This window comes from Bordetella tumbae (assembly GCF_054780995.1).
The window spans coordinates 146,584-162,242 of record NZ_BAAGVG010000003.1; the positions used below are offsets into that span (position 1 = coordinate 146,584).

General features: G+C 59.4%; 16 protein-coding genes. 9 read left to right on the forward strand and 7 right to left on the reverse strand.

Annotated features, from left to right (window positions below; all coding sequences use genetic code 11):
- Nucleotides 1-441: 441 nt before the first annotated feature.
- From ACYVI2_RS02195 to msrB, 4 genes are all read right to left on the reverse strand, one after another.
- Complete coding sequence (locus ACYVI2_RS02195) at nt 442-1,218, reverse strand: peptidylprolyl isomerase (protein ID WP_415821135.1); 777 nt, start codon at nt 1,216-1,218, stop codon at nt 442-444.
- A gap of 9 nt (nt 1,219-1,227) precedes the next feature.
- Nucleotides 1,228-1,506 (reverse strand): BolA family protein, encoded by a 279-nt coding sequence (locus ACYVI2_RS02200; protein ID WP_415821136.1) that lies wholly within the window; start codon nt 1,504-1,506, stop codon nt 1,228-1,230.
- Nucleotides 1,507-1,609: 103 nt separating this feature from the next.
- A complete protein-coding gene (locus tag ACYVI2_RS02205) occupies nt 1,610-2,194 on the reverse strand; it encodes a septation protein A (protein ID WP_415821137.1) in 585 nt (194 codons plus the stop codon).
- Nucleotides 2,191-2,592, reverse strand: a complete 402-nt coding sequence (msrB, locus tag ACYVI2_RS02210; RefSeq protein ID WP_415821138.1) for a peptide-methionine (R)-S-oxide reductase MsrB — start codon at nt 2,590-2,592, stop codon at nt 2,191-2,193. The genes ACYVI2_RS02205 and msrB overlap by 4 nt, the downstream gene beginning before the upstream one ends.
- Before the next feature lie 65 nt (nt 2,593-2,657).
- Between msrB and ACYVI2_RS02215 the strand changes: the two genes are divergently transcribed.
- The 7 genes from ACYVI2_RS02215 (at nt 2,658) to ACYVI2_RS02245 (ending at nt 9,791) form a co-directional block, all read left to right on the forward strand.
- Nucleotides 2,658-3,335, forward strand: a complete 678-nt coding sequence (locus ACYVI2_RS02215) for an energy-coupling factor ABC transporter ATP-binding protein (protein WP_415821139.1) — start codon at nt 2,658-2,660, stop codon at nt 3,333-3,335.
- Nucleotides 3,335-3,931: an energy-coupling factor transporter transmembrane component T family protein gene (locus ACYVI2_RS02220; protein WP_415821150.1), complete on the forward strand. Its 597-nt coding sequence runs from the start codon at nt 3,335-3,337 to the stop codon at nt 3,929-3,931. Before ACYVI2_RS02215 ends, ACYVI2_RS02220 begins: the two co-directional genes overlap by 1 nt.
- A complete protein-coding gene (locus tag ACYVI2_RS02225) occupies nt 3,931-4,494 on the forward strand; it encodes a biotin transporter BioY (RefSeq protein ID WP_415821151.1) in 564 nt (187 codons plus the stop codon). The genes ACYVI2_RS02220 and ACYVI2_RS02225 overlap by 1 nt, the downstream gene beginning before the upstream one ends.
- Before the next feature lie 334 nt (nt 4,495-4,828).
- Nucleotides 4,829-5,995, forward strand: a complete 1,167-nt coding sequence (locus ACYVI2_RS02230) for an ABC transporter substrate-binding protein (RefSeq protein WP_415821140.1) — start codon at nt 4,829-4,831, stop codon at nt 5,993-5,995.
- 150 nt (nt 5,996-6,145) lie between these two features.
- Nucleotides 6,146-7,183 (forward strand): branched-chain amino acid ABC transporter permease, encoded by a 1,038-nt coding sequence (locus ACYVI2_RS02235; protein WP_415821142.1) that lies wholly within the window; start codon nt 6,146-6,148, stop codon nt 7,181-7,183.
- Between the two features lie 5 nt (nt 7,184-7,188).
- A complete protein-coding gene (locus ACYVI2_RS02240) occupies nt 7,189-9,027 on the forward strand; it encodes a branched-chain amino acid ABC transporter ATP-binding protein/permease (RefSeq protein ID WP_415821143.1) in 1,839 nt (612 codons plus the stop codon).
- Nucleotides 9,024-9,791 (forward strand): ABC transporter ATP-binding protein, encoded by a 768-nt coding sequence (locus ACYVI2_RS02245; RefSeq protein WP_460490255.1) that lies wholly within the window; start codon nt 9,024-9,026, stop codon nt 9,789-9,791. The genes ACYVI2_RS02240 and ACYVI2_RS02245 overlap by 4 nt, the downstream gene beginning before the upstream one ends.
- 508 nt (nt 9,792-10,299) lie before the next feature.
- Here ACYVI2_RS02245 and ACYVI2_RS02250 read toward each other — a convergent pair.
- From ACYVI2_RS02250 to ACYVI2_RS02260, 3 genes are read right to left on the reverse strand one after another with little or no spacing between them, the layout of a single operon-like run.
- A complete protein-coding gene (locus ACYVI2_RS02250) occupies nt 10,300-11,019 on the reverse strand; it encodes an IclR family transcriptional regulator (RefSeq protein ID WP_415822235.1) in 720 nt (239 codons plus the stop codon).
- A gap of 15 nt (nt 11,020-11,034) precedes the next feature.
- The gene (locus ACYVI2_RS02255; protein ID WP_415822233.1) at nt 11,035-11,934 is read right to left on the reverse strand and encodes an NAD(P)-dependent oxidoreductase; all 900 of its coding nucleotides are present in this window, start codon (nt 11,932-11,934) and stop codon (nt 11,035-11,037) included.
- A 30-nt stretch (nt 11,935-11,964) separates the two neighbouring features.
- Complete coding sequence (locus ACYVI2_RS02260) at nt 11,965-13,428, reverse strand: aldehyde dehydrogenase (RefSeq protein WP_415822232.1); 1,464 nt, start codon at nt 13,426-13,428, stop codon at nt 11,965-11,967.
- 176 nt (nt 13,429-13,604) lie between these two features.
- On the opposite strand from ACYVI2_RS02260, the gene ACYVI2_RS02265 reads away from it, so the two are divergent.
- On the forward strand, nt 13,605-14,570 hold the full coding sequence (locus ACYVI2_RS02265) for a tripartite tricarboxylate transporter substrate binding protein (RefSeq protein WP_415822231.1): 966 nt from the start codon (nt 13,605-13,607) through the stop codon (nt 14,568-14,570).
- A gap of 99 nt (nt 14,571-14,669) precedes the next feature.
- A complete protein-coding gene (locus ACYVI2_RS02270) occupies nt 14,670-15,647 on the forward strand; it encodes a Bug family tripartite tricarboxylate transporter substrate binding protein (RefSeq protein WP_415822229.1) in 978 nt (325 codons plus the stop codon).
- The last annotated feature ends 12 nt before the right edge of the window (nt 15,648-15,659 follow it).

The window sequence follows — 15,659 nt, forward strand, 5'->3', positions numbered from 1 at the left end:
AGACTCCGTTGATTTGCGTCCAGTTTGGCCACGTGACATGAACCCTGCCCATCGCATTAGCAAAGACAGCTTCAAAAAACGCCGATGGCAATCAGCCCTCGTTGCATTCCCTCATCGTGAGTCCCTGTCGCGTGCCTGGGCGTGGTGCCGGGCCGTTGAGCACGGATTTAGTCCGCGCAGCGGACCGAGGCCCCTGGTCATGGGCCGAGTCCGTGCGATAGGCCCGGCACCACGCCCAGGCACGCGACAGGGACGCCTTCAGAGAGACAATCAAGAGCAGCAACCGCCCACAACCCCAACAGCGATAAAAAAAGCCCCAGTTCAAAACCAGGGCCCTTCTTCACAATCATCATGCAACGGCTAACTAGCAAGAGTCGTTAACGAACGCCTCCAGCCAAACCTGACCACAGTACAACACCGCAGCCAGGCTCACCGTCATCATTACTTGATCGTAGCTTTTTCGCGCAGTTGCTTCTGGTATTCACCCAAAGCCTGCTGACGCAGCATTTCTTCGAGTTGCGGACGGACCTGATCCAGCGGGGGGAATTCCACCGGACGGGTGTCCTCGACCTCGATGATGTGCCAACCGAACTGCGTCTGCACCGGCTTGTCGGCCAGTTGGCCTTTCTTCAGGCTGCCGACGGTGTCGGCAAATGGCTTCACGTAGTTGGTGGGAGGAGCCCAGCCCAGATCGCCGCCATTGGCGCCACTACCAGGGTCCTTGGAGTTTTTCTTGGCCAGATCGGCGAACTTGCTCTTGTCTTTCTTGATCTGCGCGAGCAGGTCGTTGGCAGTTTTCTCGTCTTCGACCAGGATGTGGCGGACCTTGTATTCCTGTTGGCCAGCTTGTTGCTGCTTGGCCTTGTTGTATTCGTCCTGGATCTGCTTGTCGGTGACAGGGTGCTTTTTCAGGTAGTCGGCCATCAGCGCGCGAACCAGGATGCCTTCGCGGGCCAGCGAGATTTCGGTCTGGACGTCCGCTTGCTTGGCGACGCCGTCTTTTTCGGCCGCCTGGACGAAGATCTGGCGGTTGATCATTTCCTGCTTGACCTGTTCGCGCAGTTGCGGCGAATCGGTTGCGCCCTGGCTGACCAGCAGTTTGACGAATTGATCCAAGCTTTGCTGAGAGATCGCCTTGCCATTGACGGTGGCGACGTTCTGCGCAAATGCGGGTACCGCGACCGCGCAAGCAGCGGCCAGCATCACGATGCGTTTCATGGATTTCCTTTAGGAATTTGTCAGAGGGGCTTGGGCATCAAGCGCAAGCGCATGGATAGGATGAGGGATCAGGTCTTGCAAAAGATCATACACCAGACGATGCCGGGCAACAGGCGTCAAACCGGCAAAGCGCGAGGCCACGATACGTACATGGTAGTGGCCGGCGCCACCCTGTGCACCCGCATGTCCGGCGTGCAGGTGCGAGTCGTCGCGGATGTCTAGTGCGGTCGGCTCCAGGGCAGCCAGGCGGGTGCGTATCAGCGCGATGCGGTCAGTGGTGTCGGGCATGAGTCAAACGATGAACGATGGATAAAACGATCAGACCTTAAATAGAAAATACAAGCAGATAACTCAAACGGATAAAAATCGGACGATGAGTCCTCGCTGAGCATCAGTCTTTGCCTATTTCGCGTTGAGGATCGTTGGCCTCTGGTTGGCTGGGATGCTGCATGTGTTTGCTCAGCCATAACGACTGGCCAATCACAAATACCAGCAACAACCCCATCAGCCCGAAGACCTTGAAATTCACCCATTGCGATTCCGTGAAATGGCCGGAAAACGCCACGTACAGATTAATGGCGCCTGCGGCCAGGAAAAACAAGGCCCAGCTCAGGTTGAGTTTGTCCCAGGCTGTATCGGAAAGTTCAATTTGGGCGCCCAGCAGCCGGCGCATCAGGTTGCGGCCGAACAGGAAACGAGAGCCGAGCAGGGCGCCGCCAAACAGCCAGTACAGGACAGTGGGCTTCCATTTGATGAACACATCGCTGTGCAGCCACAACGTCGCACCGCCGAAAATCACGATGACCGACAGGTTGATCCAGTGTGTCATTTCGATACGTTTGCCTGTTGCCCGTAACCAAATGAACTGGGCAACCGAGGCGGCGATCGCCACCGCTGTCGCGGTATAGATATCGGCAAATCGGTACGCGATGAAGAAAAGAATCAGTGGGAATAGGTCAAACAGGAATTTCTTCATTCGTTCTCGATGGGTTCGAATTTGAGCGATACCGAGTTGATGCAATAACGCAGTCCGGTGGGCTCTGGCCCGTCGGGGAATACGTGGCCCAGGTGCGAGTCGCAGATATTGCACAGGACTTCGGTGCGCACCATGCCGTGAGAGATATCGCGCTCTTCGCGCACGCGTGCTGGATCGATAGGCTCGAAATAGCTGGGCCAGCCGCAGCCGGCGTCGAACTTGGTGTCCGAGGCAAATAGCGGAGTGCCACAGCCGACGCAACGGTAAATACCCAGCTGTGTCGTGTCCCAATAACGGCCGGTAAAGGCGCGCTCGGTGCCTTTCTGGCGCGCTACCGCGTATTCTTGCGGCGTCAGTTGGGCGCGCCATTCCTCGTCGGTTTTACGTACTTTTTCCATGTCACCTCTTGGAGCCCGGATGATTGAAATGGTTCAAGCATGGGGTTCGGGCATAATTTCGCCCCATGTTAATCGAGTTTGATCACGCCGTTGTTGCCACACCGCATTCCCAGGCATTGCGGGGGGTGAGTTTGACCCTCGACCAGCGCCGGGTGGGCGTGGTCGGGCCGAACGGGGCCGGCAAGAGCACCTTTGCCAAGCTGCTCAACGGCCTGGTGCTGCCGACGGCCGGCCGGGTGACCCTCGACGGCCTGGATACCCGGCACGATATCAAGGCGATCCGCCGTCAGGTGGGATTCGTATTCCAGAACCCCGAAAACCAAATCGTATACCCCATTGTGCGCGAGGACATGGCTTTTGGCCTGAAAGCGCAGCGCCTGCCCGCGCAAGAGTCGGCGCAGCGTATCCAAGCCAGCCTGGACGGTTTGGGGGTAGGGCATCTGGTGGACCGGGCGAGCCACACCTTGTCTGGCGGTGAGTGCCAACTGGTGGCGTTGGCATCGGTGCTGGTGATGCAGCCGGCCTTGGTGGTGTTTGACGAGCCTACGACGCAATTGGACCTGCGCAATCGTAATAGGGTCGCCCGCGCGATTGCCGGGCTGGAACAGCAAGCCGTCGTCGTCAGCCATGACCTGGAGCTGCTGCAGGACTTTGACCGTGTCCTGGTAGTGGTCGATGGGCAGATCGCCGCGGATGACTGCCCCGGCCCTGCGTTACGCTGGTATCGGGAGCATTGCGCATGATGATCGAGCCCCTTTATATAAAGGGTGATCGCTGGCTGCATCGGCTGCCAGCCGGCTATAAATTAGCGGCGCTGGTGGTCGCGGGCATCGGATTGTTTTTCGTGCAGAATGCCTGGGGGCTCGCGATTGCGTTCGCGGTGTCCTGCGTGTTGGTATGGTCGACCGGCGTGGGGGCGGCCGCTTGCTGGCGTCAGGTGCGGGGCCTCGTTTGGGTGCTGGCGGCGATTGGCGTGTTTGCCGTGGTGTTCCAGGGTTGGCTGCCGGCGGTGATCGTGTTGCTGCGCATCGCGGCCTTGGTCGGTCTGGCTTTGGCGGTGACGCTGTCGACGAGGAGTTCGGACCTGATCGCCGTCTGCGAACGCGCTTTGTCGCCGCTGGACCGGCTAGGATGGGTAGATGCGAGCAAGGTAGCGCTGGCCCTGGCGTTGACCTTGCGTTTCGTGCCGGAAATCTGGCGTCATTATCAGGAAATCCGCGAGGCGCAGGCGGCCCGCGGTTTGGCCCGACATCCTTTGGCATTGCTGGTGCCATTGGTGGTGCGGACATTGAAACGGGCCCAGCAAGTCGCTCAGGCCATTGATGCGCGTGGTGAATGATGAAAACCCAAGATACCGTGTTGATTGCGCTGTTCGCGGCGCTGATTGTGGTGCTGAGCCTGGTACCGCCGATCCCCTTGCCGGCTATTCCGGTGCCGGTGACCTTGCAGAGCCTGGGCGTCATGCTGACGGGCGCCATGTTGGGGCCGGTGCGCGGCGGGTTGGCGTGCTTGCTGTATTTGTTGCTGGCTGCGATCGGGTTGCCTGTGCTGCCGGGAGGCCGCGGTGGGCTGGGCGTGTTTTTCGGGCCGACCGGCGGTTTCCTGTTGGGCATGGCGCTGGGCGCCGTCGTCACCGGTTGGCTGGCGCGTAGCTGGGTCCGCACCCCGGGCCAGAGCGTCAGGACCGTGCTGGCTTATGGCTTGGCGTGCATCGCCGGCGGTATTGGCGCCGTGTATCTGATCGGCGTGCTGTGGCTCGCCTCCGTGACGCAGATGGGCTTGGGCAAAGCGATGATGGCGATGTTGGTATTCATCCCCGGCGATCTGGTCAAGGTTGCCGTTGCCTCCTGGGTGGCGTGGCGTGTCGAACGCGTATGGCCGATTCTGCGGGAATCCCCTTAATGACGCCGTTCCCGGTCAGAGGCAACATTCGCTATTGTTGAATGCATTTGATTTTTTAGCGTGCCCACCTGGCCGTGTGGAACGGGGAGGGACGGCCTTCGCCAAACGCGGCCGACCCGTCGCCCGTGCGAATAGCTGCAGGTTGGATTGCGGGCTCGCTTTTGCGTCGACGTGCTTGCATGCGTGCGAGGGCGGACTAGGGAAGTCACGGGGTTTTATTTGAAGGCTATTTGATACACTTCTGGCTCAAATATCTGAATTTCTGTATAACATCAACCGGGCTCACTTTCCCGATTTCGGGGCCATAACAAGAGCCCACACAGGAGACAACAACATGACGCGCAAGTATTTCGGCTTGTCCGCGGCCGCCGCGGCTGTGGCGCTGAGCCTGCCGCTACTGGCCAGTGCCCAAGTCAAGGTGGGAGTCACCATCGCCAGTACCGGCCCCGCTGCTTCGCTAGGGATCCCCGAGCGCAACACGGTCGCATTGCTGCCCACCGAAGTCGCCGGTCAAAAAATCGAATGGATCGTGCTGGATGATGCGACCGACACGACTCAGGCTGTGAAAAACTCGCGCAAACTCGTGTCCGACGACAAAGTCGACGTGTTGGTGGGGACCTCTGTCACGCCGGGCTCGCTAGCCATGGTGGACGTCGCCGCCGAGGCCAAAGTCCCGATGATCAGCGTCGCTGCCAGCGCCAAGATCGTCGAGCCGGTCGATGACAAACGCCGCTGGGTGTTCAAGACGCCGCAAAACGATGCCTTGATGGCCAGTGCCTTGGCCGATGCCTTGGCCAAGTCCAAGGTGAAAACCTTGGGCTTCATCGGTTTTGCCGATGCCTATGGTGATGGTTGGTTGGCAGTGATGCGCGAGGCCGTCAAGGGCAAGGGCATCGAGATCACGGCGGTCGAAAAATACGGCCGCACGGACACGAGTGTCACGGGCCAGGTGCTGAAATTGATCAGCTCCAAACCCGATGCGATTCTCATCGCCGGCGCCGGCACGCCTTCGGCGCTGCCGCAAAAAGAACTGCGCGCGCGCAATTACCAAGGCACGATTTATCAAACGCACGGTGCGGCCAATAATGACGTGCTGCGTGTTTGCGGTGCAGATTGCGACGGCATGCTGCTGCCTGCAGGCCCGTTGCTGGTCGCGGCGCAATTGCCTGACAGCAATCCGGTGAAAAAATCGGCCCTGGCTTACACCACTGCCTACGAAGGCAAGTATGGCGCCGGCACCACCAATACCTTTGGCGGCCATATGTGGGACGCAGGCCAGTTGATCGTTGCGGCCTTGCCTGTGGCACTAAAGAGCGGCGCCAAGCCTGGCACCCCCGAGTTTCGCGCGGCGATGCGCGATGCGCTGGAAGGCATCAAGAACTTGCCCGCATCCCAAGGTGTTTTCAACATGAGCCCCACCGAACATGCTGGCTTTGACGAGCGTTCGCGCGTCATGGTCAAGGTTGAGAAGGGCAAGTGGGTGTACCAGCCTGATTTGTGAGGCAGCCATCGCCGACGTGGCGCTGACGTCTGCTGGTTTTCAATACACCGGCCTGAGGGCCGGTGTGTCATATCCGCGATAATCCACGTCAATCCTGATGACGTATCCATGTCATCAGGCAGTCTTGTCAGAATCCCATAAGGCAGTTTCATGGATTTTTCAATTGCCCTCATCCTGTTGCAGGACGGTATCGTCAACGGTGCCATCTATGCATTGCTGGGTATGGCGCTGGTCCTGGTGTTCACCGTGACGCGCGTCATCTTTATTCCTCAGGGCGAGTTCGTCGCGTTTGGCGCGTTGACCCTGGCCATGCTGGTCAATGGCCGTGTGCCGGGTACCGCATACCTGTTGCCGCTGCTGGGCGCCGTAGTGTTGGTGCTGGAACTGCTGCGTGCCGTGCGTACAGGCAGTTGGGCCGCGTTGCCCAAAGTCGTATTGACGTGTGTGATCTTGCCGCTGGCGTTGTTGTGGTTGGCCTCGGTCTATGCCGCGCCGGATAACTCGCTATGGCTGAATATGTTGCTCGCCTTGGTGCTGATCATTCCGATGGGTTCGATGATCTATCGCATTGTGTATCAGCCGTTGGCCGAGGCGTCGGTGTTGGTCCTGCTGATTGTTTCCGTGGCGGTGCACTTTGCGCTGACGGGACTGGCCTTGGTGTTCTTTGGCGCAGAGGGATGGCGTACGCCCGCCTTTGTCAGTGGGCAAGTGAATCTGGGGCCTGCCACGTGGTCGGCGCAGAGCCTCTTTGTCGTCGGGACCTGCGCGCTGTTGATTGTTGCGCTGTGGTTGTTCTTTGGCAAAACCCTATACGGCCGTGCGTTGCGTGCGACGGCGGTGAATCGCCGCGGCGCGCGGCTGGTCGGCATCAGCACTACGATGTCGGGCAGCTTGACCTTTACGTTGGCGGTGGCGATCGGCGCCATGTCCGGCATGTTGATCGCACCGATCACGACGGTGTACTACGACACGGGTTTTCTGATCGGCCTGAAAGGCTTTGTGGGCGCGATCATTGGCGGCTTGGCCAGCTATCCGCTTGCGGCCGCGGGTGCGGTGCTGGTGGGTGTGCTTGAGGCGTTTTCTTCGTTTTGGGCCAGCGCCTACAAGGAAGTCATAGTGTTCACGCTGATCATTCCGGTGCTCGTGTGGCGATCGTTCAGCAGCCACCATACGGATGACGAGGAGTGATCGCCATGAGCAACCGTATTCTGTTAATCGCATTCATCGCCTTGTTGGTGATATTGCCCATGGTGCCTGCGACGCCCGAGTTCTGGATTACGCAGCTCAATTACATCGGACTGGCCGCGATGGTGGCGTTGGGGCTGGTGTTGTTGACGGGTGTGGGCGGACTGACGTCGTTTGGCCAGGCAGCCTTTGTCGGGCTGGGGGCATACACCACCGCCGTGTTGACCAGCCATTACGACACCTCGCCGTGGCTGGCATTGCTGGCAGGGCTATTATTGACCGCGGTCATCGCCTATTTGCTGGGCCTGATCACCTTGCGTCTGTCCGGCCATTATTTGCCGTTGGGCACCATCGCCTGGGGCTTGTCGCTCTATTTCTTGTTCGGCAATCTGGATTGGCTAGGAAAGCATGATGGGATCGCGGGCCTGGAGCCAATCAGCCTGTTCGGTTTTTCATTAGCCAACGGCCGTCATATTTACTACCTGATCTGGGTGTTCCTGCTGTTGTCGTTGTGGGCGACCAGCAACCTGCTCAGTTCCCGTCCGGGCCGCGCCATCCGTGCACTGAAAAGCGGTGCGGGCATGGCCGAGTCCATGGGGGTGAACACCGGCTCATACAAGATCATCATTTTTGTCTGGGCCGCCTTGCTGGCGTGTTTGTCGGGGTGGATCTATGCGCACATGCAACGTGCTGTCAGTCCCAGTCCATTCGGCTTGAATTACGGGATCGAATATCTCTTCATGGCCGTCGTGGGGGGCGCAGGTCACGTATGGGGCGCCTTGGTGGGCTCCGCCGTGATTCTGGGCCTGAAAGACCAATTGCAGAATCTGTTACCTAAGCTGTTGGACACGGACGCCAATTTCGAGCTCATCGTTTTCGGCGTGTTGCTCATTTTGGTGTTGCAGTACGCCGCGAATGGCTTATGGCCGATCTTGTCTGCGGGTTGGGCTCGCTTGACGGGCAGCGAGGGATCGCGTCGTCATCGGGCGCCTCCTCCCAATGCCGAAGCCTTGCCGCAACGCGATCGTCCAGAGCGCGGTGAACTGGTGCTGGATGTAGAAAGCATACGCAAGGAATTTGGCGGCTTGGTTGCGGTCAATGATATTTCGTTCAAAGTCCGCGCTGGCGAGATCGTGGGCCTGATTGGTCCGAATGGTGCGGGCAAAAGCACGACCTTCAACTTGATCAGCGGCGTGTTGCCGGCGACGCGCGGCCAGGTGCGTTTCCTGGGCGAATCCATCAACGGCCGCAGCGCACGCGACATCGCGCGCCGTGGCGTAGGGCGCACCTTTCAACATGTGCAGCTCCTGCCGGGGATGTCTGTCCTCGAAAACGTCGCGCTGGGTGCGCACATGCGGGCTGACGTCGGTGTCGTGGCGGGGGCGCTGCATAGCGACAGGGCCAAGGAAGCCCGTTTGTTGCACGAGGCCGCCACACAGCTCAAGCGCGTAGGTCTGGGCGATTATCTCTACGAGCAGGCGGGTAACCTGGCCCTAGGTCAGCAACGTATTCTGGAAATCGCGCGCGCGTTGGCGAGCGATCCGATTTTGCTGTTGTTGGACGAGCCTGCAGCTGGCCTGCGCTACAAGGAAAAGCAAGAGTTGGCACAAGTGCTTGAGCAATTGCGTGCCGAGGGTATGAGCATTTTGCTGGTCGAGCACGATATGGATTTCGTGATGCGTTTGACCAATCATCTGGTCGTCATGGACTTTGGCACCAAGTTGGCCGAGGGCGTTCCTGCGGAGGTTCAGCAGAATCCTGCTGTGCTCGAAGCCTATCTGGGAGGCATCGATGATGATCTGCCCGAAGCCGATCAAGGCGCACCGGTAACGGGGAGTGTGCAATGACGCAAGCTCAGAATGTGATCCTCGATGTGCGGGGCCTCAGCGCTCGCTATGGCAAAGTCGGTGCGCTCAACGAGGCCTCGTTGACGGTGGCGCCGGGCAGTATCGTGACGGTGATTGGCGCGAACGGTGCAGGCAAGTCCACGTTATTGAATGCGATGATGGGGGCCTTGCCGACGACGGGCCATGCCTCGGGTGCTGTGCATTACGCCGGAGCAGATGTGTCCGGTTGGGGTGTGGAGCGCCGTGTCGGGGCCGGCATGTCTTTGGTCCCTGAACGCCGCGAATTGTTTGGCAGCATGTCGGTCGAGGACAACCTCCTGCTGGGAGGCTTTCGCCGTTATCGCGCGCGCGAAAGCGGTTGGCGGGATACGTTGGAGGAAGTATTCACCTTGTTTCCGCGGTTGAAAGAGCGTCGTCGCCAGGAGGCGGGTACGCTCTCGGGCGGTGAGCGCCAGATGCTGGCTGTAGGGCGGGCACTGATGGCCAAACCCCGTTTGCTGATGCTGGATGAGCCTAGCCTGGGACTGGCGCCTCGCATCGTTCGCGAGATTTTTCACATCATTGCGCGGCTGCGTGAAACGGGTGTGGCGATTTTGCTGGTCGAGCAAAATGCGCGGGCGGCGTTGCAGGTGGCTGATTATGGGTATGTGCTGGAGACAGGTGAAGTGATCTTGCACGGGCCGGCGCGGGAGTTGGCGGGGAATCCGCGGGTGATTGAGAGTTATCTTGGACTGGGGAAGGGGGCGGCTGAGGGGGGGGAGTGAGTTATGTTGGTCGTCGAGCCGAGGCAATCGGCCCGGCCGGGCTTCACAAAGTCGGTCCGGCGCGCGGGCGCCGGACATCGTGTTCGCTCGCTTCGTCCGGCCCCTGCGGGCCTACCTTCAGCATCCGCTCCACTCGACTTTGAGGCGCCCGGCCAGGCCGATTGCCTCGGCTCGACTGGCAGCAATTAGAATTCTCTGCACCGCTGGCACGACTCTTGTGCTTGGCGTTTTTTTGCAGCCGCATTGGTAGAGAGAAAGATCTTGCGGTGCTGCTTTCGGCGGACGCCCAGCGCGTCCCCCTCAAACGATCGGTCCGGGCATGCGGCGGGGTGGCGTGGTGCTTGGTTGGAAGATCTGCTTGGCCGCGAGTGAGGCCTGTGACGATGATGCGTAGTGCACTTCTTTGATGGTGCATCTATTACATGCGTGTGTCATTCCTTGGCTTCACGTCAATGCAGCTCGAGAGACCTTTTGTCCCGATCGACGTCCATCAGTACTCAACCTCAACTCAACCTTTACCAACCGGCCACCGCCCACCGAGTGCCTGTGTCGCAGCCGCAGCAGCCTGACTGGCAAGGCGCGACATTTTTTTGATGGCTGCTGGCGTAAAGCGTTCTTTCGGCCCGGATAAAGAGATTGCCCCGCACATTTCTCCATCTGGACCAAACACCGGGCAGGCGACGGCCGCGCAATTCGGGTCTCGTTCACCCATGGAGATGAGCGTCAGCTCGGACGGGGGCAGGGGCTGGTGCTTGACCAGATACGTCGTCAGCAATCGGCCAGCGGCCCCTTTGTCCAACGGCAGCAGATCGCCCACACGGATACGGTCGAGCGTGGAGTGATGCGAGTCGACGCGTAACAGGCACACGCGCGACTGCGTGTCATGGTAAGCGTGGAAGGACGCGCTTTCGGTGCCTTGGTCGACCAACTGCCGCAATAGCGGCTGGACGGCCTCGGCGAGGCGATAGGTCGCCTCATAGGCACGGCCCAAGCGATGGGCATAGGTGCCCAGCGCGTAGCGGCCGTCCGCACGGCGTACGACCAATGCGGATTTTTCCAGTGAGGCGATCAGTCGCAGCAATGTGCTCTTGTAGAACCCTGTGGCCCGCGAGAGGTCAGCCAGGCTGATTGCCTCGGTCCGTTGCGCAATGGCGTCGACGATCGATAGGGCACGTTCGACGGCGGCGACGCCGTCGGAGGAAGGTTCAGGTTGAGAGCTGCGGTTCATTGGTCGGGCAAGAAGTTAATCGGGGCCGGCCGAGTCCGCATCGATGTATCGACTGATGACCGGGAAATAGCAGGTGCCCTGGCCTTGTTCGATGGCGGCAGCGAACCAATCATCGACATTGCGGGCACCTGATGCATTCACGCCAGTCTGTGCCGCCAGGGCCAGAGCGTAGCGCAGGTCTTTGCGGGCGTACTCGACCGAGAAGGCTTTCTCGGGAAAGTTTCCGGGCAGCATAGCCTTTAAGCCATGGTTGCGCAACGCGAAGCTGTCCGCTGAGCCACGCGTAAATGTCTCTAGCAAGACCTGCGGGTCTACGCCGGCACGGCGTGCAATTGCCCGCGCTTCGGATAGCGCCGTCACCGTTTCGAATAACACCATATTGTTCAGGATCTTTACGACCTGACCGCTGCCGACCGGGCCGCAATGGGTGATCTCGGAGGCAAAGGTTGCGATGATCGGGCGTACTTGTTCAAAGACAGCGGTATCGCCGCCCACCATGACCGACAATGTGCCTGATTCCGCCGCTGCACGGGTGCGAGCCACCGGAGCATCAATAAAGATCGCGCCGCGTGAGGAAAACTCGTCAGCCAGTGCTCGCGTCACGTCGATGGGCGAGGTGCTGGTATCGACGATGATTTGTCCCGCGCGGGCATGGGTTAACAGGCCTTCGGGGCCGCGGGCGACGTCCGCGACGATTTCACCCGAAGGCAGTGACAAAAATACGATGTCGCTATTTTGAGCGACTTCGGCCACCGAAGCTGCCGTGGTCACGCCGTGCGCCGCCAGGCGCTGTAACGGTTCAGGGTTGCTGTCGAAGCCTCGCACCGGCAGTCCGCCTTTTTGCGCCAGGTTGCGACAGATGGGCTCGCCCATTACGCCCATGCCGATGAATCCGGCATGCTGGAAATTCGTCATGTGAATAGTCTCCTTAAGATGGAAAAAGGCTTACATGCCCCAATAAATGCCCTTGGATTGCTGGTACAGACGCAGCCCCGACAAGCCTTTCTCACGCCCGATACCGCTTTGTTTAAAGCCTCCGAAAGGAGTCGCAATCGACAACTGTTTGTAGGTGTTGATCCATACGCTGCCGGCCTCCAGACGGCGGGCCACGCGCCACGCGCGTTGATAGTCGGCGGTCCAGATACCCGAGGCCAAGCCGTAGGCGCTATCGTTCGCCTGATCGATCAGATCGTCTTCGTCATCGAAGGGCAGCGCGCATAGGACCGGGCCAAAAATTTCTTCGCGCACGACATGTGCATTGCGGGTGAGGCTGCCCAGAATTGTGGGCAGATAAAATGCGCCGGATTGCAGTGCGTCGATGGTGGGCCGTTGACCGCCCAGCAGGACCTCGCCGCCGTCTGCCAATGCGGTGCCAACCATGCGTTCGATCTTGTCGCGGTGGGCGAACGAGGCAATCGGGCCCATTTGCGCACCTGCCGCATCGGGCAGATCCACCTTTAGTTGCGAGGCTCGCTTCACCAGCATGTCGATGAATTGCTGAGCGATATCTCGTTGCACATAGAGTCGCGAACCTGCCACACAAGATTGGCCGCTGCCTTCAAAGATGCCGCCGATCACGCCCTCGACTGCTTTAGGCAAGTCGGCGTCCGCGAACACAATATGAGGCGATTTTCCGCCTAGTTCCAGCGCCACGGGCATGAGTTTTTCGGCCGCTGCGAGCGCAATGGCGCGACCGCTGGCGGTGCCGCCGGTAAAGGACACCATGCGTACGCCGGGATGCTCGACCAGTCGTTTCCCAACGGTCGCTCCGAGACCGGTGACTACATTCAGAATGCCCGGCGGCAAGCCGGCCTCCAGGGCAATACGTCCTAATTCGAGAGCCGGTGACGAGGTGACCTCGGAGGGTTTCAAGATGACGGCATTACCCGCTGCGAGCGCTGGTGCGACCTTTTGCGCTTCCATGGTCATGGGTGAATTCCATGGTGTGATCGCTACCACTACGCCGTAGGGTTCGTATTGCGTCATCGATAAATAATTGCCGCGAGATGGCGTGACCTCTGCATTCAGGGTCTCGCAGACGCTGGCGTAATAACGGAACGTGGCTGCAGCGCTGGCGACTTGTGCTTGGCATTCAGCCCACACTTTGCCGTTCTCGATCATCTGCAGTCGCGCCAATGTGTCGGCATGACGCTCCATGCCGTCGGCAATCGCACGCAGTATGGACGCACGTTTGTGCGGCAGCATATCGCGCCAGGCAGGCTGACGCACCGCTTGCCATGCGGACTCGACGGCTTGGTCAACCAGTGACTCCGAGGCCGCACTGATCAGAAAGTTGGCTGTTCCGTTTGCGGGATTGATCGATTCAAAAGTGCTGGTGGCAGTGGTGATCCATTCGCCAGAAATCAGCAGTGGCTTGACGGTATTAGGGGATGCAGATGCGGCTGGCATGCACGTAGTTCCTTGTTTTGGCATGGCTGCCTGCAGGTTGGGGAAAACCTGGATGACAGCATTTTCTTGTTGACACCTAAAGAGGCTAAAACTATAAAATAGAATATACGTTCTGCTAAACAGAACGCAAAGAATAAAGCAAACCGCTCGCAAATGACAAGAGGAGATTCGTAAAAATGCTCAAACAATGGATGCGCGCAGGTCTCTGTGCTGCTGCATTAGTCGGTGCTGCTGCTCATGCGGATTCGTATCCGGCCAAGCCTGTCAGCATGACCGTTCCCTATCCCGCAGGGGGCGCAACAGACGTGGTCGCACGTGCTGTTGCCGAACAACTGACGCAACTCTGGAAGCAGCCCGTCGTTGTTGAAAACAAGAGCGGCGCAGGAACGACAATTGCCGCCGCGGCCGTCGCACGCGCACCGGGTGACGGCTATACCTTGTTCATGACGACCTCGGCGCACACCATCAGCGGATATCTATATCCGGACCTGGCCTATGACCCCGTCAAGGACTTCGCGCCCATCACGTTGGTCACGAAAGTACCCCTCGTGCTGGTGGTCAATCCCGGCGTACCTGCGGCCACGCTGCCTGAGTTTCTGACCTACCTGAAGACACATGGCGATGAGGTCAATTTTGCATCGCCGGGTAACGGGACCGCCCAGCATTTGAGCGGTGAGCTATTCAAGCTGGCGACCCAGTCGAAGATCACCCATGTCCCATACCGCGGCGATGCACCCGCGTTTACCGATCTCGCCGGTGGTCAGGTACAGATGATGTTGGCGACCATCACCTCGGCATTGCCGTTGATCGAATCAGGAAAGCTGCGCGCGCTGGCTGTCGCAAACGCCACGCGTGTCCCAGCATTGGCCAATGTGCCGACCTTCGATGAGGCAGGCATGCCGGGTTTTGAGGCGGCAACCTGGTTTGGTGTTCTGGCGCCCGCATCGTTACCGCCGGAGCGCGCACAACGCATCTATCAAGATATTTCGCGCATTGTCGCCACGCCGAAAATGCGCGAACGGATCGAGGCCCTGGGTGGCGAAGTGGTGAACAGTACGCCGCAGGCCTTTGCCGATTTCATTACCGCCGAGCAACAAAAATGGGGCAAGGCAGTGCAGGTTGCAGGCGCAGCCAAACCTTAGCAATGCAGGACGCCCTGAGCGCGTCGCAATCGAGCTAACGACAGCGTCGGTCTATCGCTACCGTCCGACGCGACATATATCCATAATGAGGAGACATTGATGAAGCGTCTTTGCAATTGGCTGGCTGCGGCTGGCGCGGCAATGAGTTTGATCACCATTGCGGCACATGCGGCCTATCCTAGCGAGCCGGTGAAATTCGTGGTGGGATTCAGCCCTGGCAGTACGATCGATACCGTTGCGCGTATTGTGGGGGACGCGCTGTCGGCGCGCACGGGGCAGTCTGTTGTCGTCGAAAACAAGACGGGCGCCAATGGCATGATTGCTGCCCGGGCGGTGGCTCAGGCGGCTCCGGATGGCTACACCATCCTGGTCAGCAACTCCAGCTCCATTACAGTCAACCCGCTGCTCTACAAAGACCTCGGCTATCACCCGCTAAAGGATTTCGCGCCGGTCACGACGGTGGTGGAGGTGCCGTTTGTATTGACGATCAATCCAAACAACAGCCGTATGCGTGATGTGGGCAGTGTGCAAGACCTGATCACTCAGGCGCGTGCGAAACCGGCATCGGTGAGCTATGGCTCTGCCGGCAATGGCAATCTGATGCATCTGGCCGGCGCACAACTGGCTACGATGGCCGACGTGCAAATGCTGCACGTGCCCTACCGGGGGGCGGCGCCCATGGAGGCAGGCTTGCTGGCCAACGAGGTTGACTTTGGTTTTGACACCTTGTCGGGCGTGCCGTTGATCAAGGCGGGCAAGCTGAAGGCATTGGCGGTATCGACGGCGAATCGTTGGCACGATTTGCCAGATGTCCCCGCCGTCGCAGAACTCGGCTATCCCGATTTCGATATTTCGTTCTGGGTCGGCATATTCGCCCCCGCCGGCACGCCGCCCGAGATTGTGAAGCAGTTGAATGAAGCAATTGCCGATGTGGTGTCCGATCCCGCAGTCCGCCAGCGCCTGGCGTTGCAGGGCCGCCCGTTGACACAATCCCCCGAGGCGTTCCGCACCAAAATCGGGGATGAGCTTAAACAGAATCAAGCGCTCATTCATCGTGCCAATATCAAGATCGATTGATCGTACCGACCC

Coding starts and splice junctions, on each gene's coding strand:
- ACYVI2_RS02195 (WP_415821135.1), bottom strand. CDS start 1,218: ATGAAACGCATCGTGATGCTGGCCGCTGCTTGCGCGGTCGCGGTACCC.
- ACYVI2_RS02255 (WP_415822233.1), bottom strand. CDS start 11,934: ATGACGAATTTCCAGCATGCCGGATTCATCGGCATGGGCGTAATGGGC.
- ACYVI2_RS02240 (WP_415821143.1), top strand. CDS start 7,189: ATGAGCAACCGTATTCTGTTAATCGCATTCATCGCCTTGTTGGTGATA.
- ACYVI2_RS02200 (WP_415821136.1), bottom strand. CDS start 1,506: ATGCCCGACACCACTGACCGCATCGCGCTGATACGCACCCGCCTGGCT.
- ACYVI2_RS02205 (WP_415821137.1), bottom strand. CDS start 2,194: ATGAAGAAATTCCTGTTTGACCTATTCCCACTGATTCTTTTCTTCATC.
- ACYVI2_RS02260 (WP_415822232.1), bottom strand. CDS start 13,428: ATGCCAGCCGCATCTGCATCCCCTAATACCGTCAAGCCACTGCTGATT.
- ACYVI2_RS02270 (WP_415822229.1), top strand. CDS start 14,670: ATGAAGCGTCTTTGCAATTGGCTGGCTGCGGCTGGCGCGGCAATGAGT.
- ACYVI2_RS02250 (WP_415822235.1), bottom strand. CDS start 11,019: ATGAACCGCAGCTCTCAACCTGAACCTTCCTCCGACGGCGTCGCCGCC.
- ACYVI2_RS02235 (WP_415821142.1), top strand. CDS start 6,146: ATGGATTTTTCAATTGCCCTCATCCTGTTGCAGGACGGTATCGTCAAC.
- ACYVI2_RS02215 (WP_415821139.1), top strand. CDS start 2,658: ATGTTAATCGAGTTTGATCACGCCGTTGTTGCCACACCGCATTCCCAG.
- ACYVI2_RS02220 (WP_415821150.1), top strand. CDS start 3,335: ATGATCGAGCCCCTTTATATAAAGGGTGATCGCTGGCTGCATCGGCTG.
- ACYVI2_RS02245 (WP_460490255.1), top strand. CDS start 9,024: ATGACGCAAGCTCAGAATGTGATCCTCGATGTGCGGGGCCTCAGCGCT.
- ACYVI2_RS02230 (WP_415821140.1), top strand. CDS start 4,829: ATGACGCGCAAGTATTTCGGCTTGTCCGCGGCCGCCGCGGCTGTGGCG.
- ACYVI2_RS02225 (WP_415821151.1), top strand. CDS start 3,931: ATGAAAACCCAAGATACCGTGTTGATTGCGCTGTTCGCGGCGCTGATT.
- msrB (WP_415821138.1), bottom strand. CDS start 2,592: ATGGAAAAAGTACGTAAAACCGACGAGGAATGGCGCGCCCAACTGACG.
- ACYVI2_RS02265 (WP_415822231.1), top strand. CDS start 13,605: ATGCTCAAACAATGGATGCGCGCAGGTCTCTGTGCTGCTGCATTAGTC.